The following is a 17,001-nucleotide window of genomic DNA, read 5'->3' as shown; positions in this document are numbered from 1 at the left end:
CCCCGACCCCAGCACGACCGCGACGAAGCCGGATCCGCCCACCGATCCGTCCGCCCTGCGGCAGCGAGCTCGGCGGTCTCGAACAGCCTCCATCCATCCCGCCTCGACACCTGCAACTCCGTCAAGCTCAAGTCCGACTGCGGCGACCCGAACGACGCGAGCCGCGATCTGTTCGTGTACTACCTTCCACATCGACGGCCTCGGTCCCGCGATCCCGAACGGCAGCCACGTCGATCAGGGCCAGCTCGTCGCGTACAGCGGCAACTCCGGCTGCTCGTCCGGCCCGCACATCCACCTCGAGCGTGCCAACTCGGAGAACCCGGCCGGCGACTTCTGCCCGTGAGCCTGGTCTTCGGGATTGCAGGCGTCGAGGTCGCGGCTCCGCCACCTCACGAGTCCGTGTCGCCGGTACGGACCTCGCTCCGCGAGCGATGCAGCGCGTCGGCTCGCGGCTCTCGCCCATCGCGGTGCGTCTGCGAGTGCACGCCGCGCATCTCTCGCCGGGGGGGCGGCCGCGCGCTCCGATTGTGACCTGTCCCACGAGCCAGCTGGTCGAGCTCGCCTCCGGGCGGGTACACTGCGCGCGACGATGCTCGCCATCCTCGTGCTCGCCGCTCTGGTGACCGCCGGCTCGCCGTCCCGGCGCGCGCTCGGGCTGCTCGTCGCCCTGCCCGCCTTCGCCGCCCCGTTCGTCGCCGAGGGCCCGATGGCGCGCGCGTTCCTGGCCGCGGCCGCGTTCTGGGGCTTCGCGCGCCTCGTCGACCTCGTCCGTGAGCGGCGCGGGTTCGGGCCGCTGCGGCGCGTCGTCCACGTGCTGGCGATCGTCGACAGCCGCCAGTGCGAGTGGGTCCCGCCGGGCATCGACGTCGCCGCGTGGTCGCGGGTCGCGCTCGCGTCTGTCTTCATGCTCCTGTCCTTGTGGACAGGTGTCGTCCTGTCGCCGCACCACGGCGGCTTGCCGCTGCGCTGGCTGGCCGGCTGCGTGTTCGTGTACTGCTTCGCCGAGACCGCCGCCGGCCTGCTGCACGGCCTCGGCCGCCTGCTCGGCGCCCGCGTCCCGCCGGTCCACCGCCACCCGATCCTCGCCCGCAGCCTGCGCGACTTCTGGGGCGAGCGCTGGAACCTGGTCGTCAACCGCTGGCTTCGCCAGCACTGCTTCGTCCCGCTGGCCCGCCGCGGCCGCGCGGGCGCCGGGCTCGCGCTCGCGTTCGCCGTCAGCGTCGTCCTGCACACCTGGATCATCGCCGCCGCGCTCGACCTCGACATGGTCTTGCGGACAGCCGCGTTCTTCTCCTTGCAGGGCGTGCTGCTGGCCGTCGAGGGGCCGCTACGCGTGCGGCGCTGGCCCTCGCCGGCGGCGCGCGCGTGGGCGCTGGGCGGCACCATCCTGCCCTCGCCGCTGTTCACCGAGCCGATGCTGCGGATCTTCGCCGAGCTGGTCGCCTGAGCCCGCACGTCGCGGTCCAGCACGCCACGCGGGCCGCGCGACCGGCACGCGCGGCTCGACCGCCGCGGCCGCGATCGTGATCAGCCCCATCCACGCCGCGAGCGAACCCTGCCAGCGCCGCCGACCGCGACGCGCCCGCGAACGCCGAACGCTGGCGACGCCGCGCCCGCCGCCTCACCGTGGTCGACGCCCGCGACTTGCCGCACGTCCACGGCCGACCATGCTCCCGGCGCCGAACCCCGGACCGGGCGGATGACCGTCCTGTCCCGAGGGACAGACTCAGGAGGCAACAGCCATGACGAACCCGAATCAACGAGACAGGCAGGATCGCGGCACCGGTCAGGTGCAGCAGGACGAGCGTCAACGCAGCCAGCAGCAGGGCGGCCGTCAGCAGCAGGACATGCCGGCGAGCACGCCGCGCACCGATCGAGATCCGAGCGAGAACAATCCGAACCGCAATCGCACCGACATGGGCGATCGGACCGACATCGAGACCGATCAGCCGATGCGCAAGGGCAACCGCCAGGGCCAGGATCGCTGAGCCTGGCAGTCCCGTGAACGGTGCTCGCGCCGAGCCGATCGCCCTCGCGTTCGGTCCCGGCGCGTCGTCGCGAGGCGACGCGTGAAGGCCGTCATCCTCGCAGACGACGGCCTCGACTTCACATCATCCCGAGCTCAGAGCGTGTCGCCCTCGCCCTCACCGGTGTCGCCCTCGCCCTCACCGGTGTCGCCCTCGCCACCATCGCCTTGCGTGTCGCCCTCACCACCATCGCCCTGCGTGTCGCCCTCACCACCATCGCCCTGCGTGTCGCCCTCGCCACCATCGCCCTGCGTGTCGCCCTCGCCTCCATCGCCCTGCGTGTCGCCCTCGCCTCCATCGCCCTGCGTGTCGCCCTCGCCTCCATCGCCCTGCGTGTCGCCCTCGCCACCATCGCCTTGCGTGTCGCCCTCGCCACCATCGCCTTGCGTGTCGCCCTCGCCACCATCGCCTTGCGTGTCGCCCTCGCCACCATCGCCTTGCGTGTCGCCCTCGCCACCATCGCCTTGCGTGTCGCCCTCGCCACCATCGCCCTGCGTGTCGCCCTCGCCACCATCGCCCTGCGTGTCGCCCTCGCCTTGCGGGTCGCCTTCGCCGTCGCCCTGGGTGTCGGCGTCACCATCACCGTCGCCGTCACCCTCGCCCTCGCCGTCGCCGTCACCATCGCCGTCCTGGCCGTCGCCGTCGCCATCGCCGTCACCCTCGCCGTCCTGGCCGTCGCCGTCGCCATCGCCGTCACCCTCGCCGTCCTGGCCATCGCCATCCCCGTCGCCCTCGCCCTCGTTGTTCTCGGACTGGTCGTCGCCGTCGATCTTGCCGTTCAGCTCGATGTCACAGCCGAACAGGAACAGGGTGGTGGACAGGGAAAGGATCGTGGTACCGAGGATGCGCATGATGTTTTGAACTCCGCCCCCCGAGTCCCCGGGCTTGCGAGGTTGTTACAGGGGCTCGCACAATTTCTTGCGGGCCCGCCGCCGCGCGGTTTTGCACACATCCGAACCTCTATAAAACTTCGCTGCGGTCGCTGTAACACCTCGGCTCGATCGGGTACCTGGGGTCCGAGTGGGTTCGCTCCTTCAACTTCTCCGCCCTGCGCCCGCGCCGAGCGCCGCCGATCCCGAGGCGCGCGAGGCCGAGCTCGTCGCCCGCGCCCGCGGCGGCGACCTCGAGGCGTGGTCGCGTCTTTATCAGGAGCACTTCGACCGGGTCTTCCGCCACCTCGCGTACCTCACCGGCGACACTCACGCCGCCGAGGATCTGGTCCAGGAGACCTTCGCGCGGGCCTTCGTCGGCCTGGCGCAGTTCGAGGGTCGGGGCTCGTTCGCCGGCTGGCTGCGCGGGATCGCCGTCAACATCGTGCGCAAGCACTGGCGCTCGCGCTATCGTGGCGACCAGGCCATGGATCGCCTCGAGGTCGTCAGCGCCGAGCGCAGCGCCGGCACCGATGCCGACCCGGAGGGCGCGCATCTGCGGCAGAAGCGGGCCGAGGTCCTGCTCGCGGTGCTCGACACCTTGCCGGCGCCGCTGCGCGAGGCCTTCGTGCTCTGCGATCTGCAGGAGATGCCGGTGCAGGCGGCGGCCGCCGAGCTGGGCGTCTCGCCCGGCAACCTGCGGGTACGTGCCACCCGGGCTCGCGCCAGGATCCGCGGCGAGCTGGTTCGCCTCGGCTGGCTCGCCGACGACTCTCACGCCGAGGAGCGCGACCATGCCGGCGCATAATCCCGACGGCATCTCGCCCGAGCTCGCGCCGATCGCCCGCGACGCCGCCCGCCACCTCGACCGCATGATCGCGCAGGCCCGGCTCATACCTGACTTTGCGGTCATGTTGGCTCGCGCCCGCGAGCTCGACGAGGGCGCCGTGTCGGCCGAGGCGGTCGCCCGCGCCGAGGCGCTGCCGCCGGTGGTCCCGCTCGCCCCGGTCGACCGGCGCAACGACGCCGCCGCGCTCGCGCCCTTCACCCACGCGCTGCGGGCCGAGCTCGACGCCAGCCTCGCGGAGCGGCGCATGGCCAGCATCCCGCCCCCCCCGCAGCCGCGACGCCGGCGCGTCGGCGTCGCGCTCGGGGTCGCCGCCGCCCTCGCCGCGGCCGTCCTCCTGGCGGTGTTCGGCCCCGACCTCGTCGCGCGTCAGGACGGCGATCGCGGCGTCGCGGCCGCCCTCGACGGCGCCGGCCGGCCAACCGGCGAAGCGCGCAGCGGCGGCACCACCGAGGCCCACGTCGACGCGATCGCCGAGCCGCGCGTGGCACCTGTCCCCGAGGACATGATCGAACAGCCAGTGACGATCGACCCTGTCCCCACGGACATGCCCCAACCACCAGCCGTCGAGGCCGCCCCGGACGCCGCCCCGCGCCCGCGCAAGCCGGCGGCCAAGGACGGCCCGCGCCCGCGCAAGCCCGCCTCCGCGGCGCCGGCGCCGGCCGGCCCGTCGCTGGAAGACGAGGCCCAGCAGCTGTGGCAGCGCGGCGAGCTCGCGGCCGCCGAGCGCAAGTACCGGGAGATCCTCGCCGTCGCCGGCACCAGCCTGCGGGCCGAGCTGGCCTACGGCGACCTGTTCGCGCTGGCCCGCCAGCTCCGCGGCGGCGAGGGCCAGGGCGCCGTGTGGCGCGAGTACCTCGAGCGCTTCCCCGACGGCCGCTTCGCCGACGACGCCCGCGCCGGTCTGTGCCGTCGCCGTCCGGTCGACGCCCGCGCCGCCTGCTGGCGCGACTACCTCGAGCATCACCCGTCCGGCGTCCACCGCAAGCAAGCCGAGGCTGCCCTCGCCGGCGACCGCCCCGCGGAGGCCCCGTGATCCGCCGCGGCCGGGCGCCGGCGTTACGACATGTCCTGCAGGACATGTCGCGCTCGTCGTCTCCGGCGGCCGCATCCGTGATCGCCTCGCCGCGGATCGACGCAACCCCGGCCGGCCCGGCGACGACCTCGCGCCTCGCCGCCCTCGCGGCCCTCCTCGTCGTCGGCGCGGCCTGTCAGGTCACCTACACGATCGGCGGCAGCGCGGGCGACAGCCACGGCGACGATCACAGCAGCGACGACCACCACGACAGCGAGCACGACGGCTCCGCCGGCGAGTCCGAGGCCGGATCCGGCACCTGCCCCGACGGGCCGACGAGCTGCGACGAGCCGACCTGCCCCGACGGCCTGATGCTGTGCGGCAGCGACTGCATCGAAGCCGACTCGTGCTGCCTCCCCGCCTGCGACCCCGTGCGCGAGCGCTGCGACGGCGGCGAGTGCCGCTGCCGCGACGGCCTGGTCCGCTGCGGCGAGGCATGCGTCGACACCCGCAGCGACCCGCGCCACTGCGGCGAGTGCGACAACGACTGCGGCGACCAGGGCTTCTGCAACAACAGCAAGTGCGTCGAGGGCTGCGGCGACGGTCGGGTCGCCTGCGACGGCGCCTGCGTCGTGCTGGCCAGCGACCCTCTGCACTGCGACGGCTGCGGCAACGGTTGCCCCGGCGACGAGATGTGCCTCGCCGGCGACTGTCGGCCCTACGCCTACGCCGGCGAGTGCCTGACCTGCCCCTGCCCCGACGCGTGCCTCGGCGACCTCGAATTCTGCTGCGACTCCGCCTACCTCGGCGCGGCCCTGTGCGTCGACGGCGGCTGCGACTAAAACTTGCCAGGCTCGCCCCGTGCTCTCCGCCTCGACATGCGCGCTCGTCCTGCTAGCCGCTCCCGCGGCTGCATCGACTGCGCCTTCGGACATGTCCCCGGAGACAGACACTACCACCGCCGACGAGCCGCAGGAGTTCCGGGCCGCGCGGGTCGACATCGGCGGCTTCGACGAGGCGGCCGTGCTCGCCGCGCTGCGCCTGCGCCTGCCGCGGCTGCCGATCGAGCGCCACGGCGGCCCCGCCCCGAGCGAGTCGCCGCACCTCTATCTCCAGCTCTCGCGCCCCGCCGACGACCGCGGGGCCCTGCGGATCATCACCTCCGACGGCCGCGCCTACGAGCGCAGCTTCCCGGTCGAGATCGGCCAGGAGGTGCGCGTCGCCGCCAGCACCGCCGCCAACCTGATCTTCGCCGTCGAGCAGGGCGCCGTCGCCCCCGACGAGGAGGACGTCGCGATCCCGCCGCCGGCCGCCGCCGAGCCGCAGGCCGAGCCCGAGCCCGCCCCGCCGCCGCCGAGCCAGGCCGAACCGACAGGTCCCAACATACAGGTCCCGAAGGACAGCTCCGACGCCCCGCGGTGGCAGCTCGGCCTCGCCCTGCACGGCGCGGCGGTCCTGGGCGCCGGCCGGAAGGTCTACGGCGGGCCGTTCGCCGGCGCGGGCGGCGGGATCGGCCTCGAGGTTCGGAGCCCCCGGGGCTTCGCCGCGGCGCTCGAGGCCCGCGCGATCGGCCAGACCGAGGCCGGCGTCGGTCTCGGCCGGCTGCGGATCGCCGTGGCTGCCGGCTACGCCCTGCGCCGCGGCGCCTTCGAGCTGCCGATCCTCCTCGGCCTGGCGATCGAGCCGTGGTGGGTCACGCGCGAGGGCGAGCGCGCGCCGCTGTTGGCCGGCGACGACGTGGTGGCCCAGCCGCCGCTGCTCGGCGGGTTCCTCCGCCTGTCGCCTGGCTATCGCCTGCAGCCGCGGCGCGACCTCGGCCTGCGCCTCGGCCCGCGCCTCGAGGTCGGCGGCGCGTTCGTCGTCGACGAGCACGAGGGCCCGCGGGTGGTCGCCCTCGCCGACGCGATCGGCGTGCCGCGCTTCCGCGTCGGCGGCCTCGAGCTCTCGCTCGGCCTCGAGGTCGCGCTGCAGTTCGGGCTGCCGTCCCGCTGACGACCGGGCCATTTCGGGCGGCCCTCGCCGGTGCTTCGGCCGGATCGCCCGTCGGTCTCCCCATGGCCTGCCCGCTCCCCGCGCGACACGACGCGAAATGGCCAGACCGCGGCGCTCGTGCCAGACTGCGGCCATGCGATCTGCCATGCCCCTGGCCCTGGCGGCGCTCCTCCTCGGCTGCGCCCACAAGTCGGTCGGCGGACCGGTGTCGGTGCGCAGCGAGTCGGTCAAGGAGGACGACGCCGAGCTGTTCCTCGACCTCACCTACGAGCCCAGGGGCCCGCGCCAGGTCGAGCTCGTGCTCAAGATGCGCGTCGGCGGGATCGTCGAGACCAACAAGCTGGTCGCCGAGGTCTATATCCAGGGCTTCAACGTCGAGGGCAGCGGCGCCACCCGCTGGGACGGCTTCGTCCCGCCGCGCACGCCCCAGACCTTCCGCGTGCTCCTCACCGTCGCCGACGGCTTCGACGAGGCCAGCGCCACCGTGATGCTGTCGCGCTCGCAGGACAGCAACCAGCTGCTGCGCGAGGAGCTGACCTTCGCCGTCGACGCCGAGGGCCGCGTCCACAAGCAGTGAGCCCTCGTTCGAGCATGTCCGTTTCGGCATGCTCGATGCGACATGCCCATCCGAACATGCTCGAAAGAGCAGGCTGGTTCAGGTCTCGACCGTGATGGTCTGGATCCCGACCAGGTCGCCGTCGGCCGTCTCGCCGATCACGAACATGTCGATCGCCCCCGACAGCCACATGCCCGACTGCTCGCCGATCCGGAACATCTTGAGGTCGACGAGGTGCGCCTCGAGCACCGCCTGGATCGCCTCGTACTGCTCGGCGCGCATCAGCTCGTAGTCGGTCCACCAGTCCTGCGGCGTCGTCATGTCGAGGAAGATGTCCTGCCACGGCTCCTCCTCGATCACCTGCTCCTCGAGCGGCGCCTCCCAGTCCTCGACCACGATCAGCGGCCCGATCAGCTCCTTGAAGTTGTCCACGGTCACCGGCGCGGCGTCGGCCAGGCCGAACACGGTCCACGGGTAGTCCGACTCGCTCGTCCACAGCACGCCGTCGACCGCGACCTCGAGCGCGTCGATCGCCGCCTGCGCGGCCGCGCCCAGGCCGTCGTCGCCGGTCGTCGAGTCAGTGTCGCCCGTCGTCGTGGTGTCGCCCGTCGTCGTCGTGTCGCCCGTGGTCGTGTCGTCGCCCGTCGTCGTCGTGTCGTCGCCGGTCGTCGTGGTGGTGGTCTCGTCCCCCGTCGTCGTCGTCGTCTCGGCGCTCGAGGTGATCGCCTCGGTGGTGCTGTCGCCCGTGGTGCTCGCGTCCGTCGTGCTGTCGCCGGTCGCGCTCACGGTCCCGTCCCCGATGGTCGGCTCGCCGGTGGTCGGGCCGGTCGTCGAGGTCGTCGTCGTCGCGTCGGTGCCTGTGCCGTCGGTCGTCGCGGGCTCGGTGGGACTGCAGGCGAGGGCGACGGCGAACGTGGCGAGGAGGCAGGGACGAATGGACATGGCGGTCCTCCTAGCGCGTCCCTCCAGCCGAGGGAAGCCCGCGCCGCGTTTGCCGCAGCACGCGTGCGGCTCGACGCACCGCCTCGCGCGAACGCAGCGAACTCGACACCGTGCGGTGACACGCCGGTCGCCCGCGCGCGACGGCAGCCGACGAGCGAGCTACAGCCCCGCCCGCTTGTCCCAGCGACCGGCCCACGTTACGCTCGGGCGGCGAGGCGGCCACGTGGGCCCGGGATATCAAAGTTGATCTCGGGAGAGGTCACAGCCCAGTGCCGGACGCAAATCCGGTAGACGGCGGTCGTAACTAAAACGGTCCTAAGGTAGAGAAACCCGGGTCGGGCGGCCTCGCTTTGCCTCGCGCGCACATGTCTCATCGAACATGCCGAGTCTGACATTATGCATGGGACATGTTGGATCAAACATGTCCTGCAATGTCTCCCCGCTGCGCCCAAGCGCGCCGTAAGACGAGCTCGTCGGGACATGCTTTTAAAAGCATGTCCCGATAGACAGAGGCGCCGCGCTCAGCCGTTGACCTGGCGCATGCTCGCCGCCGGGTAGCGTTCGCCGGCCGCCGCCCCGCGGGGCGCGATGGCGTCGATCGCCGCGAGCTCGTCGGCGGTGAGCACGAGGTCGACGGCGGCGATGTTCTCGGCGAGGCGGGCCTCGCTGCGCGTGCCGGGGATCGGGACGATGTTGTCGGCGCGGGCCAGCAGCCAGGCGAGCGCGAGCTGGGCCGCGGTGACGCCGCGGGCGCGCGAGAGCTCCTCGATCTTGCGCACGAGGTCGAGGTTCTTCTGGAAGTTCTCGCCCTGGAAGCGCGGCGAGTGGCGGCGGAAGTCGTCGGCGGCGAGGTCCTCGATCGTCTTGATCTGGCCGGTGAGGAAGCCGCGGCCGAGCGGGCTGTAGGCGACGAAGGTGATGCCGAGTTCGGCGCACACGCCGAGGATCTCGTCCTCGGGGTCGCGGCTCCACAGCGAGTACTCGGTCTGCAGCGCGGCGATCGGGTGCACCTTGTATGCGCGGCGGATCGTCGCCGGCGCGGCCTCGCTGAGCCCGAGGTGGCGCACCTTGCCGGCCTTGACCAGGTCGGCCATCGCCCCGACCGTGTCCTCGATCGGGACCTCGGGATCGACGCGGTGCTGGTAGTACAGGTCGATGACGTCGACGCCGAGGCGCTTGAGGCTGGCGTCGCAGGCCTCCTTGACGTACTCGGGCTTGCCCGAGACGCCGAGGAACTCGCCGTTGGGGCCGCGGCGGATGGCGAACTTGGTGGCCAGGACGACGCGGTCGCGCCGGCCCTGGATGGCCTTGCCGACCAGCTGCTCGTTGCGGCCGGAGCCGTACATGTCGGCGGTGTCGAGGAAGTTGACGCCGTGGTCGAGCGCGTGATGGATGACGGCGATCGAGCGCTGGTCGTCCGCGGCGCCGTAGAAGTCGGACATCCCCATGCAGCCGAGGCCGATCGCGGAGAGGTCGAGGTCGGTGGTACCGAGCTTGCGTGTCTTCATGCCGTCCTGTGTATGCGATGACCCCGGCGCGCCGCCACGCCGGCCGCTGCGCTTCTCTTGCCCGATCCTGCGAGGCGCTTCTCGGCCCGGGCCGCGGCACGTCCCCGCGCTCCCGCGGCGCGCCGCTCGGTCGCCCTTGCCGGGCGCTGCGCCCGTGTTGCCCGATCCTGCGCCGCGCCGTCGAGGCCCGCGCGCACAGGTCCCTATCCCGGGCTCGTCGCCGCGCTCGCCGGCTCCTGCGGCGTCAGCCGACGGGCGTACTCCGCCGGCGGGACGCCGAAGTAGCTCTTGAAGTCGCGGGTGAAGTGCGAGGCGCTGGCGTAGCCGACCCGGTCCGCCGCCTCGCTCGCCCGGGCGCCGCGCAGCAGCAGCAGGCGCGCCTCGTGCAGGCGGACGTGCTTGACGTAGCGCATCGGGCTGACGCGGGCGACCGCGCGGAACCGGTGGGCGAAGTGCGACGGGCTCATGGCCACCCGCCGCGCCAGCTCCTCGACCGTCAGCCGCGTCGCCGCGTGGGCGCGGATGAACGCCATCGACTCCTGGATCCGCGCCTCGTCGCCGCGGCGGACGGCGCGGCGCAGCACCGCGGCGGCGTCGGAGCGCAGCAGCCGGAACACGATCTCCTCGACGATCAGCGGCGCCAGCACGGTCCGCTCGGCCGGATCGAAGACCGCCTCGACCAGGCGCACGAGCGCGCCGACGATCGGCGCGTCGAGCCGCGAGACGAACGCCGGCACCGGCTCCTCGACCACGCCGACCTCGCTGTCGGCCAGCGCGATCAGGGTGCGGGCGACCACGTCGGGCGGCATGGCCACGCCGATCGAGAGGTACGGCCGCTCCGGGCTGGCCTCGAGCACGGTGCTCTCGAACTCGGCCTCGCCCGTGAGCACGAGGTAGTTGAACGCATCGTAGGGGAGCGCGTGGGCGCCGAAGCTGGCCTGCTTGCGCCCCTGCACCACCACCGCCAGCTGCAGCGTCAGCGCCTCCGACTTGCGCTTGGCGAACGGCCGGTCGGCGCGCCAGAACCACACCCCGGGGTACGGCGTGTCGATGCGGCCCTCGCCCGGCGCGTGGCGGGCGACGAGGGCGAGCAGGTCGGCGTGTCCGCGCGGCGGCTGGTCCACGCGGCCGAGGATACCGCAGGCGCGCCGCGAGCGGACGGGCGGCGCAGGAGCGGCCCCACGGCCCGCGGAGGGGTCTCCGGCGCCGCCGACACCAGCCGGCCCGCGGACATGTCGTGCATCGGCCGCACGCTCCGGCGCCCGCTGGGGCCGGCGCGGACGGCCTCGCCCGAGCGAGGCCTCGCGCGAGCACGCCGACACCGCCACGAACAGCGGGGCCGCCACGTCGTGGCCCCTTCGCACCGGCGGGCCCGCGCGAGCAACCTGCCTGTTCGGCCATGCCCAATGGCACATGCCCGATCGGACATGCCCGCGAGGCCATGCCCCTCGGGCCAGCTCAGCCGTGGTGGTACGGGTGCCCGGCGAGCAGCGAGCCGGCGCGGTAGAGCTGCTCGAGCAGGATCAGGCGCACGAGCCGGTGCGGCAGGGTCATGCGCGACACGGCCAGCAGGCGGTCGGCCTGGGTGCGGTCGGTGACGGTGAAGCCGTCGGCGTCGCCGATGTAGAGCGCGACGTCGCGGGCGTCGCGGCGCCAGCGGTCGATCCACTGCGCGAGCTCGCGGGTGGCCAGCTGCTCGCCGCGCTCGTCGAGGAGCACGCGGGCGCCCTCGTAGCGCGACCAGTGGGTGCGGATCGCCGCGAGGTCGCGGACCTCGAGCACCTCGACGGTGACGAACGGCTGCACGCGCCGCAAATAGTCGGCGCACAACGCGACGAGCGCGGTGTCCTTGAGCTTGCCGGCGGCGACGACGCTGATCTTCACGGTCTCACTTGCGCCGCGGGGCGGGTGGCGTCGCCTCGGCCGGGGCGGCCTCGTCGGCCGGCTCGTCGGCGAGGTCCTCGTCGTCCTCGTCGTCGGCGTAGGCGTAGTCGCCCTCCTCGTCGGCGAAGTCGTCGCTCTCGTCGCTCTCGTCGTACTCGGCGGCCTCGTCGTCCGCGGCGTCGAGGTCCTCGCCCTCGTCGTCCTCGTCGGGCGCCAGCTCACCCGGCGCGCCGGCCAGCTCCTCCTCGTCCTCGAGCTCGCCCGGGAACGCGCCGAAGGTGCCGCCGCGGAACGGCGGCATGTCGGCCGGCGGCGCCAGGCCCTCGAGCCCGGCGGTGTCCATGACCTCCGCCGGCAGCCCGAGCTCGGCCTGCGGCGCGTCGCGCCACATGCTCTCGAGGTCGTAGTGCTTGCGCACCGGGTGGTAGAACACGTGGATCAGGAAGTCGTCGTAGTCGAGGAGGTCCCACAGGTGCTCCTCGAGGCCGTCGGTGCCGATCGGGGTGGTCTGGATGTCCTTCAGGCCAGCCATGATCGCCTCGGTGATGCCGCCGACGTGGCGGTCGGACCGGCCGGACACGACCAGGGCCCAGTCGGTGTAGCCGGCCACGTCGGTGAGCTTGAGGACCACGGGCGCGGCGGCCTTGGCGTCGACGGCGAGGTCGAGCGCACGCTGGAGGGCGGGCGGCAGATCCGCGCGCGTAAGGGCAGGCTTCGTCACGCGTGGCCTTTTAGCGCGGGCGAGCGGCGAGGCAAAGGCCCCCGGGGTCCGCCCCGGCGCGTCAGCTCACGCACGAGCGCGGTTCGACTCGCCGACCTCCGCTCGCTCGCCCGCTCGCGCGACCGCGGCCTCGGGCGCCCGCTCAGGTGCCGGCGAGGCCGTCGAGCAGACGCCGCCGCTCGCTCTCGTAGCGGACCCGCTCCGGCAGCGGCTGGACGTGCTCCGGCGCCTGGATCTGCAGATCGGGGGCCCGCCCCGCCGTGCCGGTGAGGTGGGTCTCGCCGACCAGCGCCCGCTCGAGCTCGTCCCGCACCCCGTAGCCGACCCGCACCTCCGCGGACTGCCACAACCCGGTGGCCCGCTCGAGCGTCAGCGTGCCCTCGACCGCCGTGACCTCGGCGCGCTCGCGCCAGGCGCGGCCGGGGGCGGCGCTCGCGGCCACGGGGGCGCGCGCGCCGGGCTCGGCCAGCGACAGTGTCACCCGCACCAGCTCGCCCTCCTCGACCGCGGCCACGGCCAGCGCCGGCGCGGCCAGCTCGACGACGTCGTGGACGCTGCGCTGGGCCTCGTCGAGCCAGCGCAGGTGGAGGTCGGCGTCGAGCGGGCGCACGTGCCAGCCGCGGTGCATCAGCCGCGTGTAGGCCTTCTCGTCGAGGACCATGACCTCGCGCCCGCGGTGCTGATCGGTATGTTGGGACAGGTAGAAACGGACAGGTTCTTCGGGACCGGCGGCCCACTGCAGCTCGAGCTCGTCGACGACCTTCTGCGCCGGCAGCACCGGCGTGTCGACCGCCGGGCGCACCGGCTCGACCGGCGTGAGGTTGAACTCGGCCGTGTACTTGAGGGTGTGGCGGCCGAGCAGCTCGCGCGCGGTGGCGTGGCTCTGGGCCAGGACCGCGAGCAGGGTCGCCGGGGTCGGCGTGGCCAGGAGGGCGTCGACGCCGGCGCGGGCGACCTCGGCCTGGCTCTGGCGCGCGGCCCCGGGGCGCGGCGGCAGGCTGGTCGGCTCCACGGCGGGCGCGGCGTCGTCGTCGCCGCAGGCCGCCGGCCCGCACGCGAGCAGGACCGCGAGGGCGAGGCCGCGGACGGGCCGGATCGAGGGCGCTGGCACGCGCGCAGGATATCAGGAACAAGCGCGCGCCGGATCGCGTAGGATCGGGCCGACGCGATGCTCGAGCCGTTCCTGCAAGGCCAGCCCACCCTCGACCTCGTCGAGATCGATCCGGTGCTGGTGAAGGCCCTGATGGCTCCGTGGGCGCCCTGGATGGCCTTCTTGTGGGGCACGCTGTGGGGCAGCTTCGCCAACGTGGCGATCTGGCGCCTGCCGCGCGGGCTATCGGTCGTCCGTCCGGGCTCGGCCTGCCCGGCGTGCGAGACGCCGATCGCCTGGTACGACAACATCCCGGTCCTCTCGTACCTGCTGCTGCGCGGGCGCTGCCGCCGCTGCGGCGAGCCGTTCGCCCTGCGCTACCTCGTGGTCGAGCTGCTCGGCGGCATCCTGAGCTTCACGCTCTATCTGCAGTACGTCCTGCGGCCGATGGTCCAGGGCGGCCCGCCCGGCCTGCTCGCGTGGCTGTTGTGGTTCGTGTTCGGCCTCGGCCTCTTGATCGCGACCTACACCGATCTCGATCTGTGGCTGATCCCCGACGAGGTCGTGCTGCCGATCGCGGGCCTCGGGATCGCGGTCGCGGCGGCGAGCCCCGCCACGCTCGGCGTCGGCGTGGTCGAGGCCGGGCTCGCGGCGGCCTGCGGGTACCTGCTGATCGCCGGGCTGCGCTGGGTATACCTCCGCTACCGGGGCATCGAGGCGCTCGGCCTGGGCGACGGCAAGCTGCTGGCGATGGTCGGGGCGTTCGGCGGCGCCCGCGGCCTGATGTGGACGCTCGCGGCCGGGGCGATCCAGGGCCTCCTCGTCGCGGTGCCGATGCTGCTCCTCGGCCGCCGCGTGGCCAACACCGCGCTGGCCGAGGTCCACGGCGACGACCCCGAGCTCGGCGACGAGGATCCCGACGCCGGGGTGCTCGGCGCGCGCGTCCCCTTCGGGCCCTTCCTCGCGCTCGCCGCCTTCGAGTATATGTTCCTGCGCGAGCACATCGAGGCCCTGTGGGCCGCGCTCGTTTCGCCGTGATCGAGTTCTTTTCAGCACCGATGGACGACGCGGTCTTTCCGCTGCCGCAGCTGCACTGGTTGGCCCTCGAGCTGTTGCCCCGCGCCGCGCGCGGCTACGCCGACGTGGCCGCCGAGCTGGTGTTCGCGCTGCTCCTCGGGCTCGTGCTGCGGTTCGTCGTCCTGCCGCTGCTGGTCCGCGCCAGCGCCCGCAACGACTGGGCGATCGACGACATCGTCACCGCCCGCCTGCGCGACCGCGCGTTGCTGTGGTCGATCCTCGCCGGCGTCCTCGCGGCCATGCCCGACATGCCGTGGAAGGCGCGCTCGATCGCCGCCGGCGAGAAGATCGCGGCCGCCGTGCTGGCGCTGTCGGTGACGCTGACGCTGATGCGGATCGTGTCTGAGATCGTCGGCCGCAACCAGTCGCCGTCCGGCGGCGGCACGACCCTCGTCAAGTACATCATCAACTCGCTGCTGCTGCTGCTCGGCGTCGGGGCGATCCTCGGGATGTTCGGGGTCTCGGTGTTCCCCGCGCTCACGGCCCTCGGCGTCGGCGGCCTCGCGGTCGCGCTGGCCTTCCAGGACACGCTCGCCAACGTGTTCGCCGGGGTCAACCTCAGCGCCTCGCGGCAGATCCGCCTCGGCGACTTCGTCAGCATCGACGGCTCCAAGATGGAGGGCTTCGTCGCCGACATCGGCTGGCGCACCACCACCCTGCGCACGCTCGACGAGCTCCTCATCTACATCCCCAACAAGCGCCTGGCCGAGGCGATGATGACGAACTACAGCCGGCCCGACCCCTCGATGTGGATCGAGGTCGCCCTGCGCGTCGGGCTCGACGTCGACCCCGAGGCGATCGAGGCGCTCCTGCTCGACGAGGTCCGCCTGGCCCGCGCCGAGCTGCCCGGCCTGCGCGACGAGCCCTCGCTGCCGCGCTTCCGCGTCGGCGAGTGGGCGCTCGAGATCCGCCTGTACGTCCCGATCCGCAACTTCGTCGACCGCAACCCCCTGACCTCGACGATGGTCAAGCGCGTGCTGAACCGCCTGCGTCGCGAGGGCGTGGTGATCCCGGTCCCGCACCGGGTCGTGCACATGACCTCCGCGACCGCCGACACCACGGCCACCCCCGCGGGGTCTCAACCGCCACCACCCTGATTCAGCGCCTGCGGGCCTGATTTGGGGTCGAAGAGCCGCATTTTGTTCGCGCGACGGGCTCGTCGCGTGGGCGCACGATCACTGTGATCCGATCGACCTTGTGGCGCCGCTCACTCGTCGATCGGCAGGATGACTCGTGGCGAGACCCCGGCTCGCACACGGGATCGACGACCTCCTGGCCATCGACCAACCGCAGACAAGTCGCCGGCGCTCCTGACCCCGGAGCGCCGGTCTCGGGCGTCGGGCCGGAGACCGCCGGTCCGACGCCCGGGGCGGACCCCTCTCCCTCCCCTCCTCGCATGAAATTCCCACGCGACGATCGATCACGGATGACGGCCGAGCTGGCGATCGAGGTGACGCTGCGCTATCCGCTGCCCTGGTTCTCGCCGGGGGACCTCGGCCTGCAGGAGGTCCTGAGCCCGGGCCCGCGCCTGCTCGGGGCGTCCGGCTTCCGCGGACTGGCGGTGGCCCGCCTCGGCGGATGGCCGACCATCGCCGGCGACCCCCAGCGGGCCGCGACCGCCCTGCGGTTCTTGACCTTCTGGGCCGTCCTCGGTGAGGACGGCGGGTTCGCCGAGGCCGACCTCCTGGCCGCCGTCCGCGGCAGCGACAACCTGCCCGAGAGCGTCCCCGCGGCCCTGCGCGGCTGGTGGGAGGTCGCCCGCCGCTGTCGCGCCGCGATGGGCCCGGCCTGGTGTGGCCGCCTGGCCGAGCACCTCGCCGACTGGCTCGAGGCCAGCCGCTGCGAGACCCACTGGCGCGCCAAGATCGCCGCCGACGTCGCCTACCCGACCCGCCAGGACCTGCTGCCGACCCGCGTCGCCAGCGTCGGCGTGGCCCCGGCGATCGACTTCCTCGAGTACGTCGGCGACTGTCCGCTCCCGCTGGCCGTGCGTAGCCACCCCGCCCACGCCGCGGTCCGCCGCTACGCCGCCCGCCTCGTCGCCGTCCAGGACGACCTCGTCGGCGTCGCCGAGGACCTCGCCTCGCACCGCCCCAACCTGCTCGGCTGCATGCTCCGCAACGAGGGCCTGAGCCCCGCCGCCGCCGCCGCCGAAATCGAGGCGCTGCACGACGAGAGCCTGTGCGGCCTCACCGGCGCGTCGCAGCTGCTGCGCGCCGAGTTCCCGCGCAGCGAGGCCGTGACCCGTTGGCTGCGCGCAGTGCAGTCGCTGTGTCACGGCTTCGCCCGCTGGCACTCGACCGGCGCGCTCGTCACCCGCCTGCCCTCCGGCCCGGGCCTGGCGATCGAGATCGAGTACGTGTGAGCCCGGCGCGCGCAAGACATGTCGCCGGGGACATGTCGCTGGGGCCATGGTCTCTCGCACATGCCCTCCCGAGCATGCCCTGTTAAACATGCCCTGAGGGACACGCCC

The 17,001-nt window shown here is 73.3% G+C and carries 17 protein-coding genes; 10 read left to right on the top strand and 7 right to left on the bottom strand.

The window, feature by feature from the left end:
* Positions 1 to 589: 589 nt before the first annotated feature.
* Both K7C98_RS20335 and K7C98_RS20330 read left to right on the top strand, forming a co-directional pair.
* A complete protein-coding gene (locus tag K7C98_RS20335) occupies positions 590 to 1,447 on the top strand; it encodes an MBOAT family protein (RefSeq protein WP_224193360.1) in 858 nt (285 codons plus the stop codon).
* Between the two features lie 295 nt (positions 1,448 to 1,742).
* Positions 1,743 to 1,988: a hypothetical protein gene (locus K7C98_RS20330; protein WP_224193359.1), complete on the top strand. Its 246-nt coding sequence runs from the start codon at positions 1,743 to 1,745 to the stop codon at positions 1,986 to 1,988.
* Positions 1,989 to 2,122: 134 nt separating this feature from the next.
* Here K7C98_RS20330 and K7C98_RS20325 read toward each other — a convergent pair whose 3' ends face one another.
* Positions 2,123 to 2,878 carry a hypothetical protein gene (locus tag K7C98_RS20325; RefSeq protein WP_224193358.1) on the bottom strand — a complete coding sequence of 252 codons (756 nt, stop codon included), beginning with the start codon at positions 2,876 to 2,878 and terminating at the stop codon, positions 2,123 to 2,125.
* Between the two features lie 169 nt (positions 2,879 to 3,047).
* Here K7C98_RS20325 and K7C98_RS20320 point away from each other — a divergent pair, with 169 nt between their 5' ends.
* From K7C98_RS20320 to K7C98_RS20300, 5 genes are all read left to right on the top strand, one after another.
* Complete coding sequence (locus tag K7C98_RS20320; protein ID WP_224193357.1) at positions 3,048 to 3,704, top strand: RNA polymerase sigma factor; 657 nt, start codon at positions 3,048 to 3,050, stop codon at positions 3,702 to 3,704.
* Positions 3,691 to 4,779, top strand: a complete 1,089-nt coding sequence (locus K7C98_RS20315) for a tetratricopeptide repeat protein (protein ID WP_224193356.1) — start codon at positions 3,691 to 3,693, stop codon at positions 4,777 to 4,779. The genes K7C98_RS20320 and K7C98_RS20315 overlap by 14 nt, the downstream gene beginning before the upstream one ends.
* Positions 4,780 to 4,823: 44 nt before the next feature.
* Complete coding sequence (locus tag K7C98_RS20310) at positions 4,824 to 5,600, top strand: hypothetical protein (RefSeq protein ID WP_224193355.1); 777 nt, start codon at positions 4,824 to 4,826, stop codon at positions 5,598 to 5,600.
* Between the two features lie 91 nt (positions 5,601 to 5,691).
* Positions 5,692 to 6,750, top strand: coding sequence for a hypothetical protein (locus K7C98_RS20305; protein WP_224193354.1), 1,059 nt, complete (start codon positions 5,692 to 5,694; stop codon positions 6,748 to 6,750).
* A 133-nt stretch (positions 6,751 to 6,883) separates the two neighbouring features.
* On the top strand, positions 6,884 to 7,327 hold the full coding sequence (locus tag K7C98_RS20300) for a hypothetical protein (RefSeq protein ID WP_224193353.1): 444 nt from the start codon (positions 6,884 to 6,886) through the stop codon (positions 7,325 to 7,327).
* Between the two features lie 78 nt (positions 7,328 to 7,405).
* Here K7C98_RS20300 and K7C98_RS20295 read toward each other — a convergent pair whose 3' ends face one another.
* The 6 genes from K7C98_RS20295 to K7C98_RS20270 all read right to left on the bottom strand — a co-directional run bounded on the left by K7C98_RS20295 (position 7,406) and on the right by K7C98_RS20270 (position 13,472).
* Positions 7,406 to 8,248: a nuclease A inhibitor family protein gene (locus K7C98_RS20295; RefSeq protein WP_224193352.1), complete on the bottom strand. Its 843-nt coding sequence runs from the start codon at positions 8,246 to 8,248 to the stop codon at positions 7,406 to 7,408.
* Between the two features lie 521 nt (positions 8,249 to 8,769).
* Complete coding sequence (locus tag K7C98_RS20290; RefSeq protein WP_224193351.1) at positions 8,770 to 9,756, bottom strand: aldo/keto reductase; 987 nt, start codon at positions 9,754 to 9,756, stop codon at positions 8,770 to 8,772.
* A gap of 203 nt (positions 9,757 to 9,959) precedes the next feature.
* Positions 9,960 to 10,880 (bottom strand): AraC family transcriptional regulator, encoded by a 921-nt coding sequence (locus K7C98_RS20285; protein ID WP_224193350.1) that lies wholly within the window; start codon positions 10,878 to 10,880, stop codon positions 9,960 to 9,962.
* 334 nt (positions 10,881 to 11,214) lie between these two features.
* Positions 11,215 to 11,640 carry a 23S rRNA (pseudouridine(1915)-N(3))-methyltransferase RlmH gene (locus K7C98_RS20280; RefSeq protein WP_224193349.1) on the bottom strand — a complete coding sequence of 142 codons (426 nt, stop codon included), beginning with the start codon at positions 11,638 to 11,640 and terminating at the stop codon, positions 11,215 to 11,217.
* Positions 11,641 to 11,644: 4 nt separating this feature from the next.
* Complete coding sequence (gene rsfS / locus K7C98_RS20275; RefSeq protein WP_224193348.1) at positions 11,645 to 12,361, bottom strand: ribosome silencing factor; 717 nt, start codon at positions 12,359 to 12,361, stop codon at positions 11,645 to 11,647.
* A 142-nt stretch (positions 12,362 to 12,503) separates the two neighbouring features.
* The gene (locus K7C98_RS20270) at positions 12,504 to 13,472 is read right to left on the bottom strand and encodes a hypothetical protein (RefSeq protein WP_224193347.1); all 969 of its coding nucleotides are present in this window, start codon (positions 13,470 to 13,472) and stop codon (positions 12,504 to 12,506) included.
* A gap of 57 nt (positions 13,473 to 13,529) precedes the next feature.
* On the opposite strand from K7C98_RS20270, the gene K7C98_RS20265 reads away from it, so the two are divergent.
* From K7C98_RS20265 to K7C98_RS20255, 3 genes are all read left to right on the top strand, one after another.
* Complete coding sequence (locus K7C98_RS20265; RefSeq protein ID WP_224193346.1) at positions 13,530 to 14,489, top strand: prepilin peptidase; 960 nt, start codon at positions 13,530 to 13,532, stop codon at positions 14,487 to 14,489.
* A complete protein-coding gene (locus K7C98_RS20260) occupies positions 14,486 to 15,625 on the top strand; it encodes a mechanosensitive ion channel family protein (RefSeq protein ID WP_224193345.1) in 1,140 nt (379 codons plus the stop codon). The genes K7C98_RS20265 and K7C98_RS20260 overlap by 4 nt, the downstream gene beginning before the upstream one ends.
* A 299-nt stretch (positions 15,626 to 15,924) precedes the next feature.
* Positions 15,925 to 16,893: a terpene synthase family protein gene (locus K7C98_RS20255; protein ID WP_224193344.1), complete on the top strand. Its 969-nt coding sequence runs from the start codon at positions 15,925 to 15,927 to the stop codon at positions 16,891 to 16,893.
* Positions 16,894 to 17,001: the final 108 nt, after the last annotated feature.

It is taken from the genome of Nannocystis pusilla (assembly GCF_020073745.1).
Lineage (GTDB): Bacteria > Myxococcota_A > Polyangia > Nannocystales > Nannocystaceae > Nannocystis > Nannocystis radixulma.
The sequence above is the reverse complement of the archived record's forward strand: the minus strand, read 5'-3'. Positions and strand labels throughout refer to the sequence as shown.

Coding starts and splice junctions, on each gene's coding strand:
- K7C98_RS20335 (WP_224193360.1), top strand. CDS start 590: ATGCTCGCCATCCTCGTGCTCGCCGCTCTGGTGACCGCCGGCTCGCCG.
- K7C98_RS20330 (WP_224193359.1), top strand. CDS start 1,743: ATGACGAACCCGAATCAACGAGACAGGCAGGATCGCGGCACCGGTCAG.
- K7C98_RS20325 (WP_224193358.1), bottom strand. CDS start 2,878: ATGCGCATCCTCGGTACCACGATCCTTTCCCTGTCCACCACCCTGTTC.
- K7C98_RS20315 (WP_224193356.1), top strand. CDS start 3,691: ATGCCGGCGCATAATCCCGACGGCATCTCGCCCGAGCTCGCGCCGATC.
- K7C98_RS20310 (WP_224193355.1), top strand. CDS start 4,824: ATGTCGCGCTCGTCGTCTCCGGCGGCCGCATCCGTGATCGCCTCGCCG.
- K7C98_RS20305 (WP_224193354.1), top strand. CDS start 5,692: ATGTCCCCGGAGACAGACACTACCACCGCCGACGAGCCGCAGGAGTTC.
- K7C98_RS20300 (WP_224193353.1), top strand. CDS start 6,884: ATGCGATCTGCCATGCCCCTGGCCCTGGCGGCGCTCCTCCTCGGCTGC.
- K7C98_RS20295 (WP_224193352.1), bottom strand. CDS start 8,248: ATGTCCATTCGTCCCTGCCTCCTCGCCACGTTCGCCGTCGCCCTCGCC.
- K7C98_RS20290 (WP_224193351.1), bottom strand. CDS start 9,756: ATGAAGACACGCAAGCTCGGTACCACCGACCTCGACCTCTCCGCGATC.
- K7C98_RS20265 (WP_224193346.1), top strand. CDS start 13,530: ATGCTCGAGCCGTTCCTGCAAGGCCAGCCCACCCTCGACCTCGTCGAG.
- K7C98_RS20255 (WP_224193344.1), top strand. CDS start 15,925: ATGAAATTCCCACGCGACGATCGATCACGGATGACGGCCGAGCTGGCG.